Raw genomic sequence first — 22,628 nt, forward strand, 5'->3', positions numbered from 1 at the left:
CCCTACCTTTGCCGGGGTTCCCGTCACCCTCGGTGGGTATTCCCCTGGCGTGAGGGAGAGCGCAAGGGTGAAGATCGGACACACCCCGACCGTCTTTGTGATCTAGGGGTTTCAATCGACACCCGCCCAGGTAGGGTCTGGAAGCGTCCAGCTCCCCTTGGAGGAGGTGAGGACCGTGGCAGCCCACGACGACGACATGAACCGCGGCATCCGCCCGGGACGCGGGTCCGAGGACCCGGCCGGGCAGATTGCCTATCTCGAGCAGGAGATCGCCGTCCTGCGCCGCAAGCTCGCCGACTCTCCGCGACACACGAGGATTCTCGAAGAGCGGATCGTCGAGCTGCAGACCAACCTGGCCGGCGTGTCCGCCCAGAACGAACGACTCGCCGGCACGCTCCGCGAGGCCCGCGACCAGATCGTGGCCCTCAAGGAGGAGGTCGACCGGCTCGCACAGCCCCCGGCCGGCTTCGGGGTCTTCCTCATGGCGAACGAGGACGGCACCGCCGACATCTTCACCGGCGGCAGAAAACTCCGGGTGAACGTGAGCCCCGGCGTCGACCTCGACGGGCTCCGGCGTGGCCAGGAAGTGATGCTCAACGAAGCGCTCAACGTGGTCGAGGCCATGGAGTTCGAGCGCGTCGGCGACATCGTCACCCTCAAGGAGATCCTCGAGGACGGCGAACGAGCACTCGTCCTCGGCCACACCGACGAGGAGCGTGTGGTCCGGCTCGCCGAGCCGCTGCTGGGCGTCACCATCCGCCCCGGCGACGCGCTCCTGCTCGAACCCCGCTCCGGGTACGTCTACGAGGTCGTCCCCAAGAGCGAGGTCGAGGAGCTCGTCCTCGAGGAAGTCCCCGACATCGGTTACGAGCAGATCGGCGGCCTCGGCAACCAGATCGAAGCCATCCGCGACGCCGTCGAGCTGCCCTACCTCTACCCGGACCTGTTCAAGGAGCACGAACTGCGTCCGCCCAAGGGTGTCCTGCTCTACGGGCCCCCGGGATGCGGCAAGACGCTCATCGCCAAGGCCGTGGCCAACTCGCTGGCCAAGAAGGTCGCCGAAGTGACCGGAGTGGCCGCCGGCAAGAGCTTCTTCCTCAACATCAAGGGCCCCGAGCTCCTCAACAAGTACGTCGGCGAGACCGAGCGGCAGATCCGCCTCGTCTTCCAGCGGGCCCGCGAGAAGGCCAGCGAGGGCACCCCCGTCATCGTCTTCTTCGACGAGATGGAATCCCTCTTCCGCACCCGCGGCTCCGGCGTCAGCTCCGACGTGGAGAACACGATCGTCCCGCAGCTCCTCGCCGAGATCGACGGCGTGGAGGGCCTGCAGAACGTGGTCGTGATCGGTGCCTCCAACCGTGAGGACATGATCGACCCCGCCATCCTGCGACCCGGCCGGCTCGACGTGAAGATCAAGATCGAACGTCCGGACGCCGAGGCGGCCAAGGACATCTTCGGCAAGTACCTCACCCAGCGACTCCCGCTGCACGGCGACGACCTCGCCGAGCACGGCAGCGATCGGGACGTCACGGTCCAGAGCATGATCCAGACCGCCGTGGAACACATGTACGCCGAAACCGAGGAGAACCGCTTCCTGGAAGTCACCTACGCCAACGGAGACAAGGAAGTCCTCTACTTCAAGGACTTCAACTCCGGCGCCATGATCGAGAACATCGTCGGCCGCGCCAAGAAGATGGCGATCAAGGACTTCCTCGAGAAGAGCCAGAAGGGCCTCCGCGTCTCCCACCTGCTCCAGGCCTGCGTGGACGAGTTCAAGGAGAACGAGGACCTGCCCAACACCACCAACCCCGACGACTGGGCCCGGATCTCCGGCAAGAAGGGCGAACGGATCGTGTACATCCGCACCCTCATCACCGGAAAGCAGGGCTCGGACACCGGACGCTCCATCGACACGGTGGCAAACACCGGTCAGTACCTGTAAAAAGCAGGGCGGCTGCGGGTGCCCTCGGTGGGTACCCGCAGCCGACTGTTTTCTGCAGTCGCCAGCGGAACGCAGCAATGACGCAAATGATCTCCCCACCAGCGCAAAGGCGTTCTAGGCTCTTCGGTACCGCCGAGTCGCACAGTGCGGGGACGGGCACCGCACACGCACCGGAGCGCCAGCGGTACTTCAGCAGTGCCCCCGACCGGGGACGCCGCCGAGCAAGGAGGGCCGCATGACCGTACGGCGAGTAATGGGCATCGAGACGGAGTACGGGATCTCCGTCCCCGGCCGCCCCAACGCCAATGCCATGCTCACCTCGTCCCAGATCGTGAACGCCTACGCGGCGGCGATGCACCGGGCCCGCCGAGCCCGCTGGGACTTCGAGGAGGAGAACCCGCTGCGGGACGCGCGAGGCTTCGACCTCGCCCGCGAGGCCGCCGACTCCAGCCAGCTCACCGACGAGGACATCGGCCTCGCCAACGTCATCCTCACCAACGGTGCGCGGCTCTACGTCGACCACGCACACCCCGAATACAGCGCCCCCGAGGTCACCAACCCCCGCGACGCCGTCCTCTGGGACAAGGCCGGCGAGCGGATCATGGCCGAGGCCGCCGAACGGGCCGCGGCGCTGCCGGGCGCGCAGCCCATCCACCTGTACAAGAACAACACCGACAACAAGGGCGCTTCCTACGGCACCCACGAGAACTACCTGATGAAGCGGGAGACGCCCTTCTCGGACATCGTCCGCCACCTCACCCCGTTCTTCGTCTCGCGCCAGGTGTTCACCGGCGCAGGACGCGTCGGCATCGGCCAGGACGGCCACGAACACGGCTTCCAGCTCAGCCAGCGCGCGGACTACTTCGAGGTCGAGGTCGGCCTCGAGACCACGCTCAAGCGGCCCATCATCAACACCCGCGACGAACCGCACGCCGACGCCGAGAAGCACCGCCGGCTCCATGTGATCATCGGCGACGCGAACCTGTCCGAGATCTCGACCTACCTGAAGCTCGGCACCACCGCGCTCGTCCTGTCGATGATCGAGGACGGCTTCATCGCCGTGGACCTCGCGGTCGACCAGCCCGTACGGACGCTGCACCAGGTCTCCCACGATCCCACCCTCAAGCGGCTGGTCACGCTCCGCAGCGGCCGCACGCTCACCGCCGTCCAGCTCCAGATGGAGTACTACGAACTCGCCCGCAAGTACGTCGAGGAACGGTACGGAGCCGACGCCGACGACCAGACCAAGGACGTCCTGACCCGCTGGGAGGACACCCTCAACCGTCTGGAGAACGACCCCATGAGCCTGGCCGGCGAGCTGGACTGGGTCGCCAAGCGGGAAGTCATGGAGGGCTACCGGCGCAGGGACGGCCTGGACTGGGACGCCGCCCGGCTGCACCTCGTCGACCTCCAGTACGCCGACGTACGCCCCGCCAAGGGGCTCTACAACCGTCTCGTCGCCCGCGGCCGCATGAAGCGGCTGCTGGACGAGACCGAGGTCGAGCGGGCCCGCACGAAGCCGCCGGAGGACACCCGCGCCTACTTCCGCGGACGCTGTCTGGAGCAGTACGCGGACGACGTCGCGGCGGCCTCCTGGGACTCGGTGATCTTCGACCTGCCGGGCCGGGACTCGCTCCAGAGGGTCCCAACCCTGGAACCGCTTCGCGGAACGCGTAATCACGTCAAGGAGCTCCTGGACCGCTGCCGCACGGCGGAAGACCTGGTCAGGGTGTTGTCGGGCAACTGAGCCGATTCACACGGCCGGGCCGCCGGACAGGGTGGAAAGTCCGGCGAAAGGGAATCATCGAAGTGGCCGCCGTACGTTGGAGGAACTGCGGGGCCCATGTCGGATCCTGCTTGTAGGGTCTGATCAAGAACGTCGAACCGAGCGGGGTGAGGGTTATGGCGACCAAGGACACCGGCGGCGGACAGCAGAAGGCGACGCGTTCCTCGGAGGAGGTCGAGGAGGCGCCCGAGGCGCAGGCATCGGAAGACCTCAAGGAGCGCCAGGAGAAGCTGAGCGACGACGTGGACGACGTCCTCGACGAAATCGATGATGTGCTCGAGGCCAATGCCGAGGATTTCGTGCGAAGCTTCGTGCAAAAAGGTGGGCAGTAAAGCCCTGCCTGGTCGCTTCTCCTTTGGACCAAAGGTGTCGGGGGGAAGGGTGGCTGGCGAGTCGAGGGTGAAGCGGTGCGGGAAGTGCACACGTGAGCTTCCCGCGGCTGTGTCCGCGCGCGACAGGAATCGACGTGATGGCCCCCCGGCGCCGCCGGGGGGCCATGGGGAAGACCGTGCGCGAGGAGGTGGACGTCCCGGCGGGACACAGGCTCTGCCGGACGTGCGGCGGGACCGGACCGCGCAGCGAGTGGCACCGTGACGCGAACGCGTCCGACGGTCTCCCGACGCGCTGCAAGGCGTGTGGGGCGGTCCGGGAATGGCAGGACCGCCTGAAGCACCGGTACGGCATCACCGAGGCCGAGCGCGACGAACCGATCGCCTCGCAAGGAGGCGCCCGCCGCACCTGCTTCGTCCGCCCCGGCCGCACAGGTGGATCACTGCCACGGGACGGGTAGGGTCCGTGGCGTACTGTGCTTCAGCTGCAATGCCGCGCTGGGGCAGTTCAAGGATCGGCCCGATGCCATAAGGCGGGCTGCTGCTTACGTGGAAGGAATCGCGTGGAAGCCAACACTCGTAGCACCGGGCGTCTACCAGCTGCCTTCCTGACGCCTGGTTCGTCGTCCTTCATGGACTTCCTCTCCGAGCACCAGCCCGAGATGCTCCCGGGGAAGCGGCAACTGCCGCCGCTCCAGGGTGTGATCGAGGCGCCGCACGGCACCACGATCGTGGCCGTGAGCTTCCCCGGCGGGGTGGTGCTCGCCGGTGACCGCCGGGCCACCATGGGCAATGTCATCGCGCAGCGGGACATCGAGAAGGTGTTCCCCGCGGACGAGTACTCGGCGGTGGGCATCGCCGGCACGGCGGGACTCGCCGTGGAGATGGTGAAGCTGTTCCAGCTGGAGCTGGAGCACTTCGAGAAGGTCGAGGGCGCGCAACTGTCTCTGGAGGGCAAGGCGAACCGGCTGTCGACCATGATCCGTTCCAACCTCGCGATGGCCATGCAGGGGCTGGCCGTGGTCCCGCTGTTCGCCGGGTACGACGTGGACAGGGAGAAGGGGCGGATCTTCTCCTACGACGTCACGGGCGGGCGTTCGGAGGAACAGGGGTACGCGGCCACCGGTTCCGGGTCGGTCTTCGCGCGCAATGCCATGAAGAAGCTCTTCCGGGGTGATCTGAGCGAGGCCGAGGCGACCACCCTGGTGGTGCAGGCCCTCTACGACGCCGCGGACGACGACTCGGCGACCGGCGGTCCCGATGTGGCCCGGCGGATCTACCCGATTGTCACGGTGATCACCGAGGACGGCTTCCGTCGGCTCTCCGAGGACGAGGCGTCCGAGGTCGCCCGGGCAGTGCTGGAGCGGCGGCTGGAGCAGCCCGACGGTCCGCGCGCCGCGCTGCTGTAGGCGCGGTTCGCCGGTGACGGCCCTCCATCCAGTGACTTCGACAGAAAGGGACGGTTGACCCGTGTCGACGCCGTTCTATGTCTCACCCCAGCAGGCGATGGCCGACCGGGCGGAGTACGCCCGCAAGGGCATCGCGCGTGGCCGCAGTCTGGTCGTGCTGCAGTATGCCGACGGCATCGTGTTCGTCGGTGAGAACCCGTCCCGTGCGCTGCACAAGTTCAGCGAGATCTACGACCGGATCGGCTTCGCGGCCGCCGGCAAGTACAACGAGTACGAGAACCTGCGGATCGGCGGTGTGCGCTACGCCGATCTGCGGGGTTACACCTACGACCGGGACGACGTGACGGCCCGGGGCCTGGCGAACGTGTACGCGCAGACGCTGGGCACGATCTTCTCGAGTGCGGCGGAGAAGCCGTACGAGGTGGAGCTGGTGGTGGCCGAGGTCGGTGAGACCCCGGAGGGCGACCAGATCTATCGGCTGCCGCACGATGGCTCCATCGTCGACGAGCACGGCTCGGTGGCGGTGGGGGGCAACGCGGAGCAGATCAGCGGCTATCTGGACCAGCGGCACCGGGACGGCATGACGCTGGCCGAGGCGCTGGCGCTGGCGGTGCAGTCGCTGTCGCGGGACACGAACGGCAGTGAGCGGGAGATTCCCGCGGAGCGGCTGGAAGTGGCCGTGCTGGACCGTACACGGCCGCAGCAGCGGAAGTTCAAGCGCATCACCGGCCGGCAGCTGGCGCGGCTGCTGGCGGCCGACGGCGCGGAGACGGCGTCCGAGGCGGAGGCCGATGTGCAGGCGGAGGACGAGGCCGGAGGCGCTCCGGAGGGCAAGGAGTAGAACCGGCCGATGCCCGGCTCGTTCGGGTGAGGTGGCGGGTCTGTGAGGCCCGGTGGGGGTGCGCGTCCGCGGCGCGGGCGGGCGTCCCCCTCCGGCCTGCTCGGCGGATCGTGCCGGAGGGCGGGGTCCGGCGCGTACTTCGTCCTCCGCCTTGCAGCTGCAAGCACCGGCCCCGGCCGGCCCCGGCTGGAAGGACACCGCCGGTCACCTCCGCCTCCGCTCCGCCGGGCAGGACCTGGTGCGTCAGGGGCGCGTGCCGGGCGGGGCCGTCGAGCCCCGGGTCACCAGGTGGACGGGGATGTCGCCGGCTTCGGGGGTGCGGTGGTCGAGGACCGCGAGGAGGGCTTGCATGCCGCGTTCGCCGAAGAGCTCCGCGTCGAGGCGGACCGTGGTCAGCTCCGGGTCGAGGGCCGTGGCCAGGGCCAGGTCGTCGAGGCCGGTGACGGAGAGGTCGTCGGGGACGCGCAGGCCGAGGCGGCGGGCCGCCTTGTAGGCGCCGGCCGCGAGCTGGTCGTCGTCGCAGACGACGGCGGTGGGCCGGCCCGGGGCGGCCAGGGCGGTGTGGGCGGCGGTGACGGCGCCCTGGATGGAGATGGGTGAGCGGGCGGTGCGCAGGGTGCTGCCGGGGACGGCGGCCAGGCGGGCGGCCAGTTCGCGGGCGCGGACGTCGAAGGTCCAGGAGGGGATGCCGGCCGCCAGGTGGAGGAAGTCGCGGTGGCCCAGGTCCAGGAGGTGGCGGGTGATCTGGCGGACGCCGTCGGCGATGTCGAGGTTGACGGTCGCGGCGTCCGGGTTGCTCGTGGGGTCACTGTCCAGCATGACCAGGGGGAGTTGGTCGCCGCGGATGGAGGTGAGGGCGTCGGCGGCCATGGAGGACGCGATGACGCCGTCGAGGGCGGCCTGCGCGGAGGCGAAGGGGTTGCGGGCGGGGCCGATGCCCTCGGGGGAGGGGTAGAGGACAACGCCGAAGCCGTGCCGGGCGGCGACGCGCGCAGCCCCGGTGTAGACGCCGGCGAAGAACTCGGTGGTGAGGGCGGGGACGACCAGGAGGACGGTACGGGTGTGGCCGAGGCGCAGGTTGCGGGCGGCCAGGTTCGGGCGGTAGCCGAGGGTGTGCGCCGCCTCGCGTACGCGCTGTGCGGTGGTCTCCGAGACGCGGCCGCGCCATTTGTCGCTCATGACGAGGGAGACGGCGGCCTGGGAGACGCCGGCTGCCTGCGCGACGTCCCGGCTCGTGGGGCGGGTCTGGGCTCGGGCCACCGTGGGACCGCTCCTTCGACTGGACTCCGTCTGGACTGGTGAACAGCGGACATGGTACGTATGAGGGCCGAGGTTATACGTACAACGTCTAGGTTCCGAGAGGCCTCGACGGGTGAATGGAGGGTGCCGCATGGCCACGGGATACCTGGAGATTCTCCGGGTGCGGCACGCGACCCGGCTCCTGGTGGGCACGCTGGTGGGCCGGCTGCCCAACGCGACCGCGGCCATCGCGATCGTGCTGTTCGTCCGCGCGGAGGGCGGTTCGTACAGTCTGGCAGGGGCTCTGGCGGCGGTGTACGGCGTGGCCAACGCGGTGGGGCAGCCGGTGCTGGGGCGGCTGGTGGACCTGCGGGGTCAGCCGCTGGTGCAGTTGCCGGCCGCGGTGCTGTCGGCGCTGGCGATGGCGGCCTTCGCGTTCGCGGGGATCGAGCCGAGGGCGGTGGCGTACGGGGCGGTGGCCGCCGCGGGGCTGTTCACGCCGCCGCTGGAGGGCGGCCTGCGGGCCCTGTGGTCCTCCGTGCTGCACCGTGAGGACCACGTGCACCGGGCCTACGCGATGGACGCGGTGGCCCAGGAGGTGATGTTCACCGTCGGGCCGCTGCTCGTCACGGTGTGCGCGTCGCTGTGGTCGCCGCAGGCCGCCCTGCTGGTGCTGAACGGGCTGGGAGTGCTGGGCGCCCTGTCCGTGGTGGTGTCGAAACCCTCGCGCGCGTGGCGGTCGGCGCCGCGCGCGGCGCACTGGCTGGGCGCGCTGCGCTCGCCGGGGCTGCTGGCTCTGCTGGGCGCCTTCCTGTTCGTCGGCATCGCGATGGGATCCATCACCGTGGCCGCGGTGCCCTACGGGGACGAGAACGGCGGTGCCCACGTGTACGGCTGGCTGATGGCGGGCCTGGGATTCGGCGCGCTCGCCGGCGGCACGGCCTACGGGGCGCGCCAGTGGGCGGGGGAGCCGACGCGGCGGCTGCAGGCGCTGGTGGCGTTCCTGGCGGTGTGTTATCTGCCGCTCACGCTGACGCCGGGTCCGGTGGCGATGACCCTGCTCGCGGTGGTCGCCGGTCTCTTCCTGGCTCCGGCGATCGCGTGTGCGTTCGTGCTGATCGACCGGCACGCGCCGGCGGGCACGGTCACGGAGGCGTTCTCGTGGCTGGTGACGACGTTCACAGTGGGCGCGTCGGTGGGAACGGGCCTGGCCGGGCCGGTGGTCGAGGCGGGCGGCGCGCAGGGGGGTTTCGCGATCCCGGCTGTCGCGGGTGGCGCGGCTCTGCTGGTTTTGATGTCGACCGGAAGGGTATTGGCGGTTCCCGCAGGCGGGGCCCTGGTTGCGGCAGGTTCGGAAAATGATCCGAACCGTGCCGTCGAACCCCGTTTGGGTTCGCGGGATCGGGCGTAATGTTCAGTCATGGACCGCCGCATTTTCGGGCTGGAGAACGAGTACGGCGTCACGTGCACGTTCAGGGGACAGCGCCGCCTGTCTCCTGACGAGGTGGCGCGGTACCTCTTCCGCCGTGTCGTGTCATGGGGCCGTAGCAGCAATGTCTTTCTGCGTAACGGTGCCCGCCTCTATCTCGATGTGGGTTCGCATCCGGAATACGCCACACCCGAATGCGACAACGTGACCGAGCTGGTCACCCACGACAAGGCCGGGGAGCGCATTCTCGAAGGACTCCTGGTGGACGCCGAACGACGCCTGCACGAGGAAGGAATCGCGGGCGACGTCTACCTGTTCAAGAACAACACCGACTCGGCGGGTAACTCGTACGGGTGTCATGAGAACTATCTGGTGGCCCGGCACGGGGAGTTCTCCCGGCTCGCGGACATCCTCATCCCGTTCCTGGTGACCCGCCAACTGCTGTGCGGCGCCGGAAAGGTGCTGCAGACGCCGCGTGGCGCGGTGTACTGCGTCAGCCAGAGGGCCGAGCACATCTGGGAGGGCGTCTCGTCGGCGACGACCCGGTCCCGGCCGATCATCAACACGCGTGACGAGCCGCACGCGGACGCCGAGCGGTACCGCCGGCTCCATGTCATCGTCGGCGACTCGAACATGTCCGAGACGACCATGCTGCTCAAGGTCGGTGCCACCGATCTGGTGCTGCGCATGATCGAGGCGGGCACGGTGATGCGTGACCTCACGCTGGAGAACCCGATCCGGGCGATCCGTGAGGTGAGCCACGACATCACGGGCCGCCGCAAGGTCCGCCTGGCGAGCGGCCGTGAGGCCTCCGCCCTCGAGGTGCAGCGGGAGTACTACGAGAAGGCGCTGGACTTCTGCGAGCGCCGCGGCACCCGCACCGGCACGGTCGAGCAGGTGCTCGAGCTGTGGGGCCGCACCCTGGACGCGATCGAGGCCGAGGACCTCGACCGTATCGGCACCGAGATCGACTGGGTGATGAAGTACAAGCTGCTCGAGCGGTACCGGGCCAAGCACAACATGACCATGTCGCATCCGCGGGTCGCGCAGATAGACCTCGCCTACCACGACATCCACCGCCGTCGTGGTCTGTACTACCTGCTCGAGAAGAAGGGGCAGGCCGCCCGGATCTGCAACGACATGAAGATCTTCGAAGGCAAGTCCGTTCCGCCGCAGACCACCCGGGCGCGGCTGCGGGGTGACTTCATCCGCCGCGCGCAGGAGCAGCGGCGGGACTTCACCGTCGACTGGGTGCACCTCAAGCTCAACGATCAGGCGCAGCGGACGGTGTTGTGCAAGGACCCGTTCCGTGCGGTGGACGAGCGGGTGGAGAAGCTGATCGCCGGTATGTGAGACGCGTCGTTCTGCGGTTCTCCCGAACAGCGGAACGCCACACGGGCGCCGTACGTTACTCAGTGCGGCGCCCTTCTCACGCCGTAGAGTTGCGCGGACGCCACCGACACGATCGATGATTACGAGGCCCCACCGTGCGCCGACGCTCACTTCTCATTGCCGTACCCGCTGGACTGGCCGCCCTCGCCGCGTGCGGCGACGGCGGGTCCGATTCGAGCAAGGCCAGCGAGAGTGCCTCACCGTCCGCGCCCGACGCGTCGGCCGCGCCCCCGCCGAAGATCGTCGACGGTCCGCTGCCGGCGATCACCGAGGGCGTGAAGTTCGGTGAGAAGCCCACCGTGGCCAAGGGCAGCGGTGACCCGTCCAAGGACCTCGCGGTGAAGACGGTCATCGCGGGCGGCGGCAAGGCCATCGCCGAGAACGACTTCGTGGTGGCCCACTATCTGGGCCAGGTGTGGAGCACCGCGAAGGTGTTCGACAACTCCTACGACCGCAAGGCCCCGCTGGCGATCCAGCTGGCGCAGGGCAGCATCATCGACGGCTGGCGGTACGGGCTGACGGGGAAGAAGGCCGGCAGTCGGGTCCAGATGGCGGTTCCGCCCACCTGGGGCTACGGCACGCAGGGCAACGAGCAGGCGGGGATCAAGGGCACCGACACGCTGGTGTTCGTGGTGGACGTGCAGGACACGTTCAACGCGAGGAGTTCCGCCGAGGGCAGCGAGGTCGCTCAGGACAACGTCGACCTGCCGAAGGTCGGCACGAACACGGACGGTGAGGCGCCCTCCATCGAGGTGCCCGACACGAAGGCCCCGACGAAGCTGGTGTCGAGCTACGTCCTCGAGGGCGACGGCGAGGAGGTCGGCGCCGACAACAGTGTGCTCGTGCAGTACAGGGGCGTCCTGTGGGACGGCGGCAAGGAGTTCGACTCGACGTACGAGCGGGGGCAGTTGACCTCGTTCTCGCTTCAGCAGGTCGTCAAGGGATGGGCGCAGGGGCTGACCGGCAAGAAGGTCGGCAGCCGGGTCCTCATCGTCATCCCGCCGGAGCTTGGGTACGGCGACACGCCGCCGCAGGGCAGTGACATCAAGAAGGACTCCACGCTGGTCTTCTCGGTCGACATCCTCGCCAAGTTGTGACCGCGTGTGATGTAAGACTGTGTGTGTTCGCCTTTCCGTAGACAAGCAGGAGCGTTAGACGTGAGCATCGACAAGCCCGAGATCGACTTCCCGGGCGGCGAGCCCCCGGCGGACCTCGAGATCAAGGACATCTGGGAAGGCGACGGAGAGGTGGCGCAGGCGGGTCAGACCGTCACCGTCCACTACGTCGGTGTCTCCTTCAGCACGGGTGAGGAGTTCGACGCCAGCTGGAACCGCGGTGCTCCGTTCCGCTTCCCGCTGGGCGGCGGCCGGGTCATCCAGGGCTGGGACCAGGGCGTGCAGGGCATGAAGGTCGGCGGCCGTCGCCAGCTGACCATCCCCGCACACCTGGCCTACGGCGACCAGAGCCCGACTCCGGCGATCAAGCCCGGCGAGACGCTGATCTTCGTGGTCGACCTGCTCGGGGTCTGATCACTCGCCCGACCGCAGATCGGCTGCCCGTGCGACGTCATGTCGCGGTTGTGACCGGACTCGATCACCTGGGGTCCATGCCTGTCCGGGCATGGGCCCTCGGCTTTTGCCGCGCCACCACGGGGCGGTACGGTCATCGGACTGAGCAGTATGAGGAGGCGAAGGGCGTCGATGGCCATTGCCAAGGCCGAGCGGCTGATGAACCTGGCGCTGTGCCTGCTGGGCACGCGGCGGCCACTGAGCAAGCGTGAGCTGCGCGAGTCCGTCGAGGCCTACCTCGAGGCGGCCTCGGACGACGCGTTCAACCGGATGTTCGAGCGCGACAAGGACGATCTGCGCGAACTCGGGCTCGTCATCGAGACGGTGGAGAACCTCGAGGGCGAGGTCGGCTATCTGGCCCGGAGGGACAGCAACCGTCTGCCGCCCATCACCCTCGACGCCGAGGAGGCCGCCGCCCTGGGGCTGGCGGCCAAGGTGTGGCAGCAGGCCAGACTGGCCGGAGCGGCCAGTGGCGCTCTGCAGAAGCTGCGCGCGGCGGGACTGCCCGAGGACGTCGACCCGTACGGGGCCCACAGCGCGCTCGAGCCGCGCATCCCGGTGCACGAGGCCGCCTTCGAACCGCTGATGCTGGCCTGCCGCGACCGCCGTTCCGTCGTCTTCCACTACCGCAAGGCCAACGCCGCGCAGCCCGAACCGCGCCATGTCGAGCCGTGGGCGCTGGAGTGCTGGCGCGGCCACTGGTACCTGGCGGGCTGGGACCGCGACCGGGGCGCCGAGCGGGTCTTCCGGCTGTCCCGGATCACCGGCAAGGTGCGCTCGCGCGGCACCCCCTGCACCGCCCCGGTGCCGGACGTCGTCACCGTGCGCGAGACGGTGGCGAGCTGGGCGGGGGAGAGCGCGGAGCGCACCGCGCGGATCCGGCTGCGCACCGACGCGGGGTACCCCCTTCGGGCGAAGGCCACGTCGGTGCGGGAACTCGGCGGAGGCTGGGAAGAGTTGGAGATTCCGTACGGGCACGGCCTGGACGCCTGGCTGGTGGAGTTCGGGGCGGACGTGGTGGTTCTGGAGCCCGCCGGGCTGCGGGCCGACGTGGTGGACCGGCTGCGCGCCGTGGCCAAGGGCTGAGGGGGACGGGACAAGAACGTGGCAGGCAAACCGGTCAGGCCAGTGAACGCCATCGACCAGACCCGGCGGATGCTCTCCCTGGTCACCTACCTGAGGGAGCGTCCCGGGGCCCGGATCGAGGACGTGGCGCGCGCCTTCGGCATCACCGAGGACGAGCTGGTCTCGGACCTCGACGTGCTGCCCATGTGCGGCACCAGTTTCCGCGGCGGCGACCTGCTGGACATCGACACCGACGGGGAGCGCATCTGGTGGCACAACCCGGCCGCGCTCGGCGCGGAGGCCGCGGAGCCGCTCCGTCTCGCCGCGGACGAGGCCACCGCGCTGCTGGTCGCCGCGCGCGCCGTGACCACCCTGCCCGGACTGCGCGAGAGCGACCGGCAGGCGCTGCTGCGGGCCACCGCCAAGGTGGAGGCCGCGGCCGGAGAGGCGGCGGGCGCCAGCGCCCGGCTGTCGGTGACCTTCGAGTCCGAGGGCGGTGTCTTCGCGGACGTCGACCGGGCCATCGCCGAGCGCCGCCGACTGTGGATCCGCTACTACTCGCCCGCCCGCGACGAACTCAGCGAGCGCGAGATCGACCCCATCCGCCTGGTCAGCGTCGGGCACACCTATGTGGAGGCCTGGTGCCGCCGCTCCGAGGCGCGCCGCACTTTCCGGCTCGACCGGGTCGCCGAGATCAGGATCCTCGACGAGCCGTCCGCGCCGCCCGAGGTCGAACTGCGGGACCTGTCGGAAGGACTGATGCAGCCGGCGGCGGAGGATCCGGAGGTCGTGGTTGAGGTCGGGCCGGGCGGCCGCTGGGTCGCCGAGTACTACCCGCACGACAGCGCGGATGAGCTGCCGGACGGCGGGCTGCGTATCACCTTGCGGACACCCGACCCGACGTCGCTCAAGCGGCTGGCGCTGCGGCTCGGGCGGGACGGCCGGATCGTCACACCGGACGACCTCGCGGACAGCGCCCGGCGGGCGGCCCGCGAGGCGCTGGCGGCGTACGACGGCGCCGGGACGGCCGGATGAGCGGGCCGCACACGGTGTGCGCGGTCCGGGGTGGGCAGGACGACAGGCAGGAGCGAGGACTGTGAGCAAGTCGGCGACCCCTGGAGCACCGACCCCTGAAGTACGCGGCATGACGGTGGCGTCCGCGTTCTCCGGGATGAGAGGCGTGGCGCCCGTCGTGTTCCGGGCGGGCTGCCCGGACTGCAGAGGGCGTTTCGAGCTGGGCGCGAGCGCGCTGCGCCTGGTCATAGGGGCCAGCAGCCGTACCACCTTCTACTCGTTCACCTGCCCCGCGTGCGAGACGGCGGTCCGTAAGCCGGCGGGGGAGCGGGTCGTCGAACTCCTCACCGGCGGCGGGGTCAGCACCCTGCGGCTGCACTCGACGGCGTAGAGGCCGCCCGGCTCGTGCCCCGGCGCCCCGCGGTTCCCTTCCCGGGTGCCGGGCGTTCCGCGCGGGTGGGGACCGTCTAGGCTCGCCCCATGTTCTGGGCGATGTTCGCGATTGCTGTGGGGTTTCTGGGGCTCGTGGTGCTCGGGGTGTTCGCCGTACGGGTCTTCGTCGAGGCGGAGCGGCTCGGCAGACAGGTCGCGGACTCGGCGGGCCGTATCGGCCGGGCCGCGGAGGACCTGGAGCGGGCGGCCGTCGGCGCGGCCCGCTCCGCACAAACGCTCTGACTCGATCCGGAACGGCCGCCCGGGTCCGCACGTCCTGTCGGGTTGCCGACCCGGGCGGGTACGCTGCTGACCGCGGCCCGGAGAAAGAGGCCCGGATCGCGGACGGGAGTACGCACGGGGATTGCCCTATGTTCACCCCTTAGCGTTACGATCGCTGACAGCGTGGTCATCGGACGCGTGTCCGAACGGCCGGACAGGACAGCACCCCAGCAGCCTCGGTGAGAAGGTAAAGAAATGTTCGGAAGGCTCGGAGCTCCCGAGATCATTCTCATCCTCGTCGTCATCATCCTGCTGTTCGGCGCGAAGAAGCTTCCGGACATGGCACGGTCGCTCGGCAAGTCCGCCCGCATCCTCAAGAGCGAGGCCAAGGCGATGAAGGAGGACAAGGACAAGTCCTCCGCCCCCGCCGACCCGCCGGCCCCCGGCGACGACTCCCCGGCGCAGCGCACCATCCAGGCCGCCCCCGGTGACGTGACCAGCTCCCGCCCGGTCACGGAGCCGACGGACACGACCAAGCGCTGACGCAGGGCCGGACGCCGTCCGGCCCGCCGCACGAGATGGGAACGTGGGTTGCTCAAGTCTGCCCGCAAGCAGGAGAGGGATCCCGATGGGCGGATGCCCCTCGCGGAGCACCTTCGTGAACTCCGCAACCGGCTCGCGAAGGCGCTGCTGGCCATCGTCCTGGTGACGATCGGCGCGGCCTTCTTCTACAACGAGATCATCAACTTCTTCACCGACCCGGTGCTCAAGTCGGTCGGCTGCGCGAAGTCCTTCGAGGAACTCGCCGCCTCGGCACGCGACGAGGACCCCTGCGCGCAGATCACCATCAACGGTCTGCTCACGCCGTTCACCCTGGCGCTGAAGGTCTCCCTGATGGCCGGTGTCGTCCTGGCCTCGCCGGTCTGGCTGTACCAGCTGTGGTCGTTCGTCGCGCCGGGCCTGCACAAGCACGAGAAGAAGTACGCCTACGCGTTCGTCGCGACGGGTTTCCCGCTCTTCCTCGCCGGTGGCTACTTCGCCTACCGGGTGCTGCCGACGACGGCGAAGGTGCTCATCGAGTTCACCCCGTTCGGCGTCGACAACCTGCTGCCGCTGGACGACCTGCTCGACCTCGTCACGCGCATGGTGATCGTCTTCGGGCTCTCCTTCGAGCTGCCGCTGCTGCTGATCATGCTCAACTTCACCGGGGCGCTGACGGGCAAGCGCATGCTCGGCTGGTGGCGCGGCATGATCATGAGCATCACGCTGTTCGCGGCCCTGGCCACGCCGAGCACCGACCCGCTGACCATGATGGCCCTCGCCGGACCGATCTGGATCCTGTACTTCCTGGCTGTCGGCGTCTCCCTGTTCAACGACCGCCGCAGGCGCCGTCTGGAGGCCATGGGCCCCGCCGACGACGAGGCCTCCGACCTGGACCTCACCCCCGAGGACATCGGCGAGGCCGAACCCGTGCCGGCCAGGCGTGCCCTGCCCGAGCAGGCGAGCACAGACCGGGTCAACGGTTATGACGACGTGACCTGAAGACCGGGCGGAGGCTCGTAGGGGCACGGAGTGACCAGCGAGATCACCCTCTTCGCCAACCCCACCGCGGGTCGCGGCCGGGGCGTCCGAGCGGCGCGGCCGGCCGCTTGCGCGTTGCGCGCGGCCGTGCGCGCCGTGCCGTCGAGGAGAGCACCGGAGCCCTGGTCGCCGTCGGCGGCGACGGCATGGCGAACCTGGCCCTGCAGGTCGTGGTCGGCACCGGCACCCCGCTCGGCCTGATCGCCGTCGGCACGGGCACCCCGCTCGGCCTGATCGCCGTCGGCACGGGCACCCCGCTCGGCCTGATCGCCGTCGGCACGGGCACCCCGCTCGGCCTGATCGCCGTCGGCACGGGCACCCCGCTCGGCCTGATCGCCGTCGGCACGGGCACCCCGCTCGGCCTGATCGCCGTCGGCACGGGCACCCCGCTCGGCCTGATCGCCGTCGGCACGGGCACCCCGCTCGGCCTGATCGCCGTCGGCACCGGCAACGACTTCGCCCGCTCACTCGCCATGCCACTGAAGGAGTCGGCCGCGGCCGGCCGGATGATCGCCGACGCCCTCAAGTGCGGACGGGTACGCGACATCGACCTCGGTCGGGCCGGCGGCCGCCGGTTCGGTACCGTCCTCGCCTCCGGCTTCGACTCCCGCGTCAACGACCGCGGCAACCGGATGCGCCTGCCCGCGGGGCGTTTCACGTACGACCTCGCCGTGGTCGCCGCACTCGCGGCCCTGCGCCCGATCCCGTACCGGATCACCCTCGACGACGGCGACGTCCGCGAGGCCGAGGCGACGCTGGCCGCCGTCGGCAACGGAGCCTCGTACGGGGGCGGCATGCGGATCTGTCCGGGTGCCGACCTCACCGACGGGCTGTTCGACGTCACGGCGGTCGGCGACTGCGGCCGGGCCGCGCTGCGGATCTTTCCCACCGTGTACCGCGGAACACACGTCGGCCGGCCCGAGGTGAGCGTGTTCCGGGCGTCGCGGGTGGAGCCGACCGCCGAACAGGTCACCGGTTACGCGGACGGCGAACCGCTCGGGCCCCTGCCGCTGACCGCGAGCTGCGTACGCGGCGCGGTGCGGGTCGTGGGCCCCCGAGGGGCCGCGTCCGCTCCCGGATCCGGATAATGATCGTCCTGTTGTCAGCGCGGCCCGGTACGCTCGAAAGCACGATGACAGAGCACCTCTCACCGGCCGAGCGGTACGCGGCAGCACGCAGGCGCGCTGCCGAGCAGGCCACCGCACTCGCCTCCTTCCGCGAGATGTATGACTTCGGCCTCGACCCCTTCCAGATCGAGGCCTGCCAGGCGCTCGAAGCGGGGAAGGGCGTGCTGGTGGCCGCGCCCACCGGCTCGGGCAAGACGATCGTCGGCGAGTTCGCCGTCCACCTGGCCCTCCAACAGGGCAAGAAGTGCTTCTACACGACGCCCATCAAGGCGCTGTCGAACCAGAAGTACGCCGACCTGTGCCGCCGCTACGGCGCCGACAAGGTCGGCCTGCTCACCGGCGACAACAGTGTCAACTCCGGTGCCCCCGTGGTCGTGATGACCACCGAGGTGCTGCGGAACATGCTGTACGCGGGCTCGCAGACGCTCCTCGGCCTCGGGTACGTGGTGATGGACGAGGTGCACTACCTCTCCGACCGCTTCCGGGGCGCCGTCTGGGAGGAAGTGATCATCCACCTCCCCGAGTCGGTGACCCTGGTGTCCCTCTCGGCGACGGTGTCGAACGCGGAGGAGTTCGGCGACTGGCTGGACACCGTCCGCGGCCACACCGAGGTCATCGTCTCCGAGCACCGGCCCGTGCCGCTGTTCCAGCACGTACTCGCCGGGCGCCGGATCTACGACCTGTTCGAGGAGGGCGAGGGCCAGAAGAAGGCCGTCAACCCCGACCTCACGCGGATGGCCCGGATGGAGGCGACCCGCCCGGCGTGGGGCGACCGGCGCCGCGGCCGGAACATGCGCGAGGCGGACCGGGAGCGGGAACGCAGACAGCGCACGCGGGTCTGGACGCCGGGCCGGCCCGAGGTGATCGAGCGGCTCGACGCCCAGGGCCTGCTGCCCGCCATCACCTTCATCTTCAGCCGCGCAGCCTGCGAGGCCGCCGTCCAGCAGTGCCTGTACGCGGGGCTGCGGCTCAACGACGACCGGGCGAGGGAGCAGGTCCGCTCCCTCGTCGAGGAGCGCACCGCCTCCATCCCCACCGAGGACCTGCACGTCCTCGGCTACTACGAGTGGCTGGAGGGTCTGGAGCGCGGCATAGCGGCCCACCACGCGGGCATGCTGCCGACGTTCAAGGAGGTCGTCGAGGAGCTGTTCGTCCGCGGTCTGGTCAAGGCGGTCTTCGCGACCGAGACCCTCGCCCTGGGCATCAACATGCCCGCCCGCTCGGTGGTGCTGGAGAAGCTTGTCAAGTGGAACGGCGAGCAGCACGCCGACATCACCCCCGGCGAGTACACCCAGCTGACCGGCCGGGCCGGCCGGCGCGGCATCGATGTCGAGGGCCATGCGGTCGTGCTGTGGCAGCGCGGCATGAACCCCGAGCACCTCGCGGGGCTGGCCGGCACCCGCACCTACCCGTTGCGCTCCAGCTTCAGGCCGTCGTACAACATGGCGGTCAACCTGGTCGAGCAGTTCGGCCGGCACCGCTCGCGCGAGCTGCTGGAGACGTCGTTCGCCCAGTTCCAGGCGGACCGTTCGGTGGTCGGCATCTCGCGGCAGGTGCAGCGCAACGAGGAGGGCCTCGAGGGCTACCAGGCCTCCATGACGTGCCACCTCGGCGACTTCGAGGAGTATGCGCGGCTGCGCCGCGACCTGAAGGACCGGGAGACGGAGCTGGCCCGCCAGGGCGCGGCCCAGCGGCGCGCGGAGGCGGCCGTCGCCCTGGAGAAGCTCAAGCCCGGCGACATCATCCACGTACCCGCAGGCAAGTACGCCGGGCTGGCGCTGGTCCTCGACCCGGGCCTGCCCGCGGGCCGTGCGGGCGGCCACCGCGGCGTCGAGTACCACGACGGGCCGCGCCCCCTGGTGCTGACCGCGGAGCGGCAGGTCAAGCGGCTGGCGTCGATCGACTTCCCGGCGCCCGTCGAGGCGCTGGAGCGGATGCGGATCCCGAAGTCGTTCAACGCGCGCTCGCCGCAGTCCCGCCGCGACCTGGCCTCCGCGCTGCGGACCAAGGCCGGGCACATCGAGCCGGAGCGGCACCGCAAGCGGCGCTCCCAGGCGGCCGACGACCGGGAGATCGACCGGCTGCGCAAGGCGATCCGTGCCCACCCGTGCCACGGCTGCGACGACCGGGAGGACCACGCCCGCTGGGCCGAGCGCTACCACCGGTTGCGGCGGGACACCAAGCAGCTGGAGCGGCGCATCGAGGGCCGGACGAACACCATCGCCCGTACCTTCGACCGTATCGTCGCCCTGCTGACCGAGCTGGACTACCTGCGCGGCGACGAGGTCACCGAGCACGGCAAGCGGCTCGCCCGGCTGTACGGCGAACTCGACCTACTGGCCAGCGAATGCCTGCGGGAGGGCGTCTGGGAGCAGCTCGGCCCGGCCGAACTCGCCGCCTGTGTCTCGGCCCTGGTGTACGAGGCCCGGGTCAGCGACGACGCGGTGGTGCCCAAGGTGCCCTCCGGCGGGGCGAAGGCCGCGCTCGGTGAGACGGTCCGCATCTGGGGGCGGCTGGACGCCCTGGAGGAGGACTTCCGGATCACCCAGACCGAGGGTGTGGGCCAGCGTGAACCCGACCTCGGCTTCGCCTGGGCCGCCTACATGTGGGCATCCGGCAAGGGCCTCGACGAGGTGCTGCGCGAGGTGGAGATGCCGGCGGGGGACTTCGTGCGCTGGTGCAAGCAGGTCATCGACGTCCTCGGCCAGATCTCGGCCGCGGCTCCGGCGGTGGAGGGCTCCACGGTCGCGAAGAACGCCCGCAAGGCGGTCGACGGACTGCTGCGCGGAGTGGTGGCCTACTCGTCCGTGGGGTGACGGCGGACGGGTCCGGCCCGTCCCCCACCGGTGAAGCCCGGCGCGCTCGGTGCGCGCCGGGCTTCCGCGCCCCCCCCAGCGCCCCGCCGGCAACAGGACCGGATGATTCCGCGGCCGTCGGCCGCGTACTTCACCCTTCACAGTGAGTGAGTTTCGCACATCCATGCGCCGTCACCGATTGTGTGCGAATGGACTCCGCGCGTGCAAAAGGGCTCGAGCGCACTCCCTGCCCCAGGGGTCGTTTCCGGCACTTGCCGAAGATGGCACGACGTTGATCCTGTCGGCCTAAGCCCGCCCGCAGCGCACCGTTTTGGGGTGAATTCGTGCGCCTGTTCCCTGTTGTGCGGATGGGTCCCGCGATTTCCCGGTCCGTCCCCACCCGCACGTCCCCGACCACCAGCCGATTCGTTTTCAGAGGCCTACAGGGTGAGTGTCCAGTCCCCACCCGGTCGACGTGAACTTCCCTCCGCGTGCGTGCTGTTGCTGCCGGCCATGCTGATATGACCATGGTGCTCTCTGCCGACGGCCTGCGCATCGCCCGCTTCGGCGGCGAGCCGGTCGCCGCCGACCGGGTCGCCGCCACCTGTGCCGGCGTGCAGAGCCTTGCCGGTGCCGTCGCCGGGGAACTTCCGCGCAGCGACGGCGAAATGAAAATGGTGGTCATCGAGATCAACGGCGGCTACTTCTACCTGATGGCCGCCGGCGCCAACGCCTATCTCGCGGTGCTCTCCGACATGACCTGTGAACCCGGGCGGACGGGGGCCATGATGCGCGACCTCGTCGTCCGTATCGGCGCCCACCTCACCAGCCCGCCCCGCCGGAACGGGACGACCGTATGACTCCTCCGCAACGTCAGAGGCGCTCTCCGCAGGAGGCCCCTCCTCCGCCACCGGCCACGGACAAGACGGAGGACGAACGGCCCAACCCGGAGCGGCTGTACGTCGTCACCGGCGCGGACGGGAACCGCGCGGACCTCGACCCCGTGACGCTGATCGTGGCGCGCGTCGAGGATCCCCCGCGCTCCGCCACGCCGGAGCAGGCGGCACTGCTCCGGCTCTGTGCCGCCCCCCTGTCCGTGGCCGAACTCTCGGCCTGCCTCAGCCTGCCGTTCGGCGTGGTGACCGTACTGCTCACCGAGATGCTGGCGGCGGAACTGGTGCAGGCGCGCTCCCCGATCGTCCGGAAGGCGCTCCCCGACCGTTCCCTTCTCGAAACGGTGATGCATGGACTCCAAAGGCTCTGAGACAGTCCCGGGCCCACGGACCGAGGGCCGGCTGCCGCACACGGCCGAGGCCGCGGCGAAGATCGTGATCGTGGGTGGCTTCGGGGTCGGCAAGACGACCATGGCCGGGTCGGTCAGTGAGATCAAACCGCTGACCACCGAGGAGACCATGCCCCAGGCCGGCGTCGGAGTCGACGACAACTTCGGTTCCGCGTCGAAGACGGCCACCACGGTGGCCATGGACTTCAGCCACGTCAAGATCACCGAACGGCTGGTGCTCTACCTGGGGCCGGCTCACCGCCCGTCGCCGGCTGGAACCGCAGGACGACTTCGCCAGCCATCTCATCACCCACCCACCCACCCACCCACCCACCCACCCACCCACCCACCCACCCACCCACCCACCCGGCCGGACTGACCGACGACGAGGTCAGGGAGCACCTGCGGGTGGTGCTCATCGCCGCCTACGAGTCGACCGCCAACCTCCTCGCCAACGTGCTGCGGACGGTGCTCGTCGCTCCGCGCTTCCGGGCCCAGCTCAACGCCGGCCAGATGACCGTGCCGGAGGCCGTGGAGCAACTGCTGTGGTGCGAGCCGCCGTTCAGCACCATCTTCGCCTACTTCGCCAAACAGGAGACGGAACTCGGCGGCCGGCGCATCCGCCGGGGCGACGGACTGCTGCTCGCCCCGGCCCGGTCAACGTGGACCTGCGGGTACGCCCGGACCCGACCGCCCACCTGCAGGGCAACCGCTCCCACCTGGCCTTCAGCGGCGGTCCGCGCGAGTGCCCCGGGCAGGACATCGGGCGTGCCATCGCCGAGACCGGCGTCGACGTGCTGCTGATGCGGCTGTCCGACCTCGAACTCGACGTCGACGCCGAGGATCTGCGCCACACCGAGCCGATCGCCTCACGTCATCTGGGCGAGCTGCCGGTCGGTTCACGCCCAGGCCGCCGCAGGACATCACCGAGCGGCCGAACCACGACGCCCAGCCGACGGCCCCGCGCCGCGACTGGCACGTCGGCAGCTCCGCACCGGGGGAGCCGGCACCGCCGTCCACCACCCGCCCCGATCCGTTCGGGCACCACGACGTCCCCGCCCCGCGGCCCGTGGAGCCGGACGGGACACCGGAGTCACGGCCGGGTCCAGAGTCGGCAACCCGGTCGGCCGAACCACCGGCCGCCGCCGGCCCTGCGGAACCGGCCCGCGCCGGGC

General features: G+C 70.2%; 21 protein-coding genes and 2 pseudogenes. 22 read left to right on the forward strand and 1 reads right to left on the reverse strand.

Annotated elements, in window-relative coordinates; genetic code table 11:
- Window positions 1–175 precede the first annotated feature (175 nt).
- From arc to prcA, 6 genes are all read left to right on the forward strand, one after another.
- Window positions 176–1,942 (forward strand): proteasome ATPase, encoded by a 1,767-nt coding sequence (gene arc / locus HUV60_RS27660; RefSeq protein ID WP_257849900.1) that lies wholly within the window; start codon window positions 176–178, stop codon window positions 1,940–1,942.
- Window positions 1,943–2,177: 235 nt separating this feature from the next.
- Entirely contained in the window at window positions 2,178–3,689 is a 1,512-nt protein-coding gene (gene dop / locus HUV60_RS27665; protein WP_443047435.1) for a depupylase/deamidase Dop, read from the forward strand.
- A gap of 155 nt (window positions 3,690–3,844) precedes the next feature.
- Window positions 3,845–4,060, forward strand: a complete 216-nt coding sequence (locus HUV60_RS27670) for a ubiquitin-like protein Pup (RefSeq protein WP_257849901.1) — start codon at window positions 3,845–3,847, stop codon at window positions 4,058–4,060.
- A 432-nt stretch (window positions 4,061–4,492) separates the two neighbouring features.
- The gene (locus HUV60_RS33665) at window positions 4,493–4,669 is read left to right on the forward strand and encodes an endonuclease domain-containing protein (protein WP_331462025.1); all 177 of its coding nucleotides are present in this window, start codon (window positions 4,493–4,495) and stop codon (window positions 4,667–4,669) included.
- Window positions 4,621–5,466 (forward strand): proteasome subunit beta, encoded by an 846-nt coding sequence (gene prcB / locus HUV60_RS27680; protein ID WP_257849902.1) that lies wholly within the window; start codon window positions 4,621–4,623, stop codon window positions 5,464–5,466. Before HUV60_RS33665 ends, prcB begins: the two co-directional genes overlap by 49 nt.
- A gap of 61 nt (window positions 5,467–5,527) precedes the next feature.
- Entirely contained in the window at window positions 5,528–6,307 is a 780-nt protein-coding gene (gene prcA / locus HUV60_RS27685; RefSeq protein ID WP_257849903.1) for a proteasome subunit alpha, read from the forward strand.
- Between the two features lie 243 nt (window positions 6,308–6,550).
- Here the strand turns inward: prcA and HUV60_RS27690 are convergent, their stop codons facing one another.
- Entirely contained in the window at window positions 6,551–7,567 is a 1,017-nt protein-coding gene (locus HUV60_RS27690; protein ID WP_257849904.1) for a LacI family DNA-binding transcriptional regulator, read from the reverse strand.
- 130 nt (window positions 7,568–7,697) lie between these two features.
- On the opposite strand from HUV60_RS27690, the gene HUV60_RS27695 reads away from it, so the two are divergent.
- The 16 genes and pseudogenes from HUV60_RS27695 to HUV60_RS34100 all read left to right on the forward strand — a co-directional run bounded on the left by HUV60_RS27695 (window position 7,698) and on the right by HUV60_RS34100 (window position 22,257).
- Window positions 7,698–8,957, forward strand: coding sequence for an MFS transporter (locus HUV60_RS27695; protein ID WP_257849905.1), 1,260 nt, complete (start codon window positions 7,698–7,700; stop codon window positions 8,955–8,957).
- 9 nt (window positions 8,958–8,966) lie between these two features.
- Complete coding sequence (pafA, locus tag HUV60_RS27700) at window positions 8,967–10,328, forward strand: Pup--protein ligase (RefSeq protein ID WP_042168492.1); 1,362 nt, start codon at window positions 8,967–8,969, stop codon at window positions 10,326–10,328.
- Between the two features lie 134 nt (window positions 10,329–10,462).
- Window positions 10,463–11,464, forward strand: a complete 1,002-nt coding sequence (locus HUV60_RS27705) for an FKBP-type peptidyl-prolyl cis-trans isomerase (RefSeq protein WP_257849907.1) — start codon at window positions 10,463–10,465, stop codon at window positions 11,462–11,464.
- Between the two features lie 60 nt (window positions 11,465–11,524).
- A complete protein-coding gene (locus tag HUV60_RS27710; protein ID WP_257849908.1) occupies window positions 11,525–11,896 on the forward strand; it encodes an FKBP-type peptidyl-prolyl cis-trans isomerase in 372 nt (123 codons plus the stop codon).
- Window positions 11,897–12,067: 171 nt separating this feature from the next.
- A complete protein-coding gene (locus tag HUV60_RS27715) occupies window positions 12,068–13,021 on the forward strand; it encodes a helix-turn-helix transcriptional regulator (RefSeq protein WP_257849909.1) in 954 nt (317 codons plus the stop codon).
- Between the two features lie 18 nt (window positions 13,022–13,039).
- Complete coding sequence (locus tag HUV60_RS27720; RefSeq protein ID WP_257849911.1) at window positions 13,040–14,035, forward strand: helix-turn-helix transcriptional regulator; 996 nt, start codon at window positions 13,040–13,042, stop codon at window positions 14,033–14,035.
- A gap of 109 nt (window positions 14,036–14,144) precedes the next feature.
- On the forward strand, window positions 14,145–14,405 hold the full coding sequence (locus HUV60_RS27725; protein ID WP_257850288.1) for a hypothetical protein: 261 nt from the start codon (window positions 14,145–14,147) through the stop codon (window positions 14,403–14,405).
- Between the two features lie 89 nt (window positions 14,406–14,494).
- A complete protein-coding gene (locus tag HUV60_RS27730) occupies window positions 14,495–14,689 on the forward strand; it encodes a hypothetical protein (protein WP_257849912.1) in 195 nt (64 codons plus the stop codon).
- Between the two features lie 234 nt (window positions 14,690–14,923).
- On the forward strand, window positions 14,924–15,211 hold the full coding sequence (tatA, locus tag HUV60_RS27735) for a Sec-independent protein translocase subunit TatA (RefSeq protein WP_042168478.1): 288 nt from the start codon (window positions 14,924–14,926) through the stop codon (window positions 15,209–15,211).
- Window positions 15,212–15,259: 48 nt separating this feature from the next.
- Window positions 15,260–16,210 carry a twin-arginine translocase subunit TatC gene (tatC, locus tag HUV60_RS27740; protein ID WP_257849913.1) on the forward strand — a complete coding sequence of 317 codons (951 nt, stop codon included), beginning with the start codon at window positions 15,260–15,262 and terminating at the stop codon, window positions 16,208–16,210.
- A gap of 107 nt (window positions 16,211–16,317) precedes the next feature.
- Window positions 16,318–17,337 (forward strand): diacylglycerol kinase family protein, encoded by a 1,020-nt coding sequence (locus tag HUV60_RS27745; RefSeq protein WP_257849914.1) that lies wholly within the window; start codon window positions 16,318–16,320, stop codon window positions 17,335–17,337.
- Entirely contained in the window at window positions 17,337–20,192 is a 2,856-nt protein-coding gene (locus HUV60_RS27750; protein WP_257849915.1) for a DEAD/DEAH box helicase, read from the forward strand. The genes HUV60_RS27745 and HUV60_RS27750 overlap by 1 nt, the downstream gene beginning before the upstream one ends.
- Before the next feature lie 497 nt (window positions 20,193–20,689).
- Window positions 20,690–21,031 (forward strand): annotated as a pseudogene (locus tag HUV60_RS27755) (roadblock/LC7 domain-containing protein); the annotation flags it as partial.
- Window positions 21,028–21,435 (forward strand): DUF742 domain-containing protein, encoded by a 408-nt coding sequence (locus tag HUV60_RS27760; RefSeq protein ID WP_257849916.1) that lies wholly within the window; start codon window positions 21,028–21,030, stop codon window positions 21,433–21,435. The pseudogene HUV60_RS27755 and the gene HUV60_RS27760, both read left to right, overlap by 4 nt.
- A pseudogene (locus HUV60_RS27765) lies at window positions 21,416–21,700 on the forward strand (ATP/GTP-binding protein); the annotation flags it as partial. The gene HUV60_RS27760 and the pseudogene HUV60_RS27765, both read left to right, overlap by 20 nt.
- A gap of 161 nt (window positions 21,701–21,861) precedes the next feature.
- Window positions 21,862–22,257 carry a hypothetical protein gene (locus tag HUV60_RS34100; protein ID WP_443047436.1) on the forward strand — a complete coding sequence of 132 codons (396 nt, stop codon included), beginning with the start codon at window positions 21,862–21,864 and terminating at the stop codon, window positions 22,255–22,257.
- Window positions 22,258–22,628: the final 371 nt, after the last annotated feature.

It is taken from the genome of Streptomyces sp. KMM 9044, assembly GCF_024701375.2.
Lineage (GTDB): Bacteria > Actinomycetota > Actinomycetes > Streptomycetales > Streptomycetaceae > Streptomyces.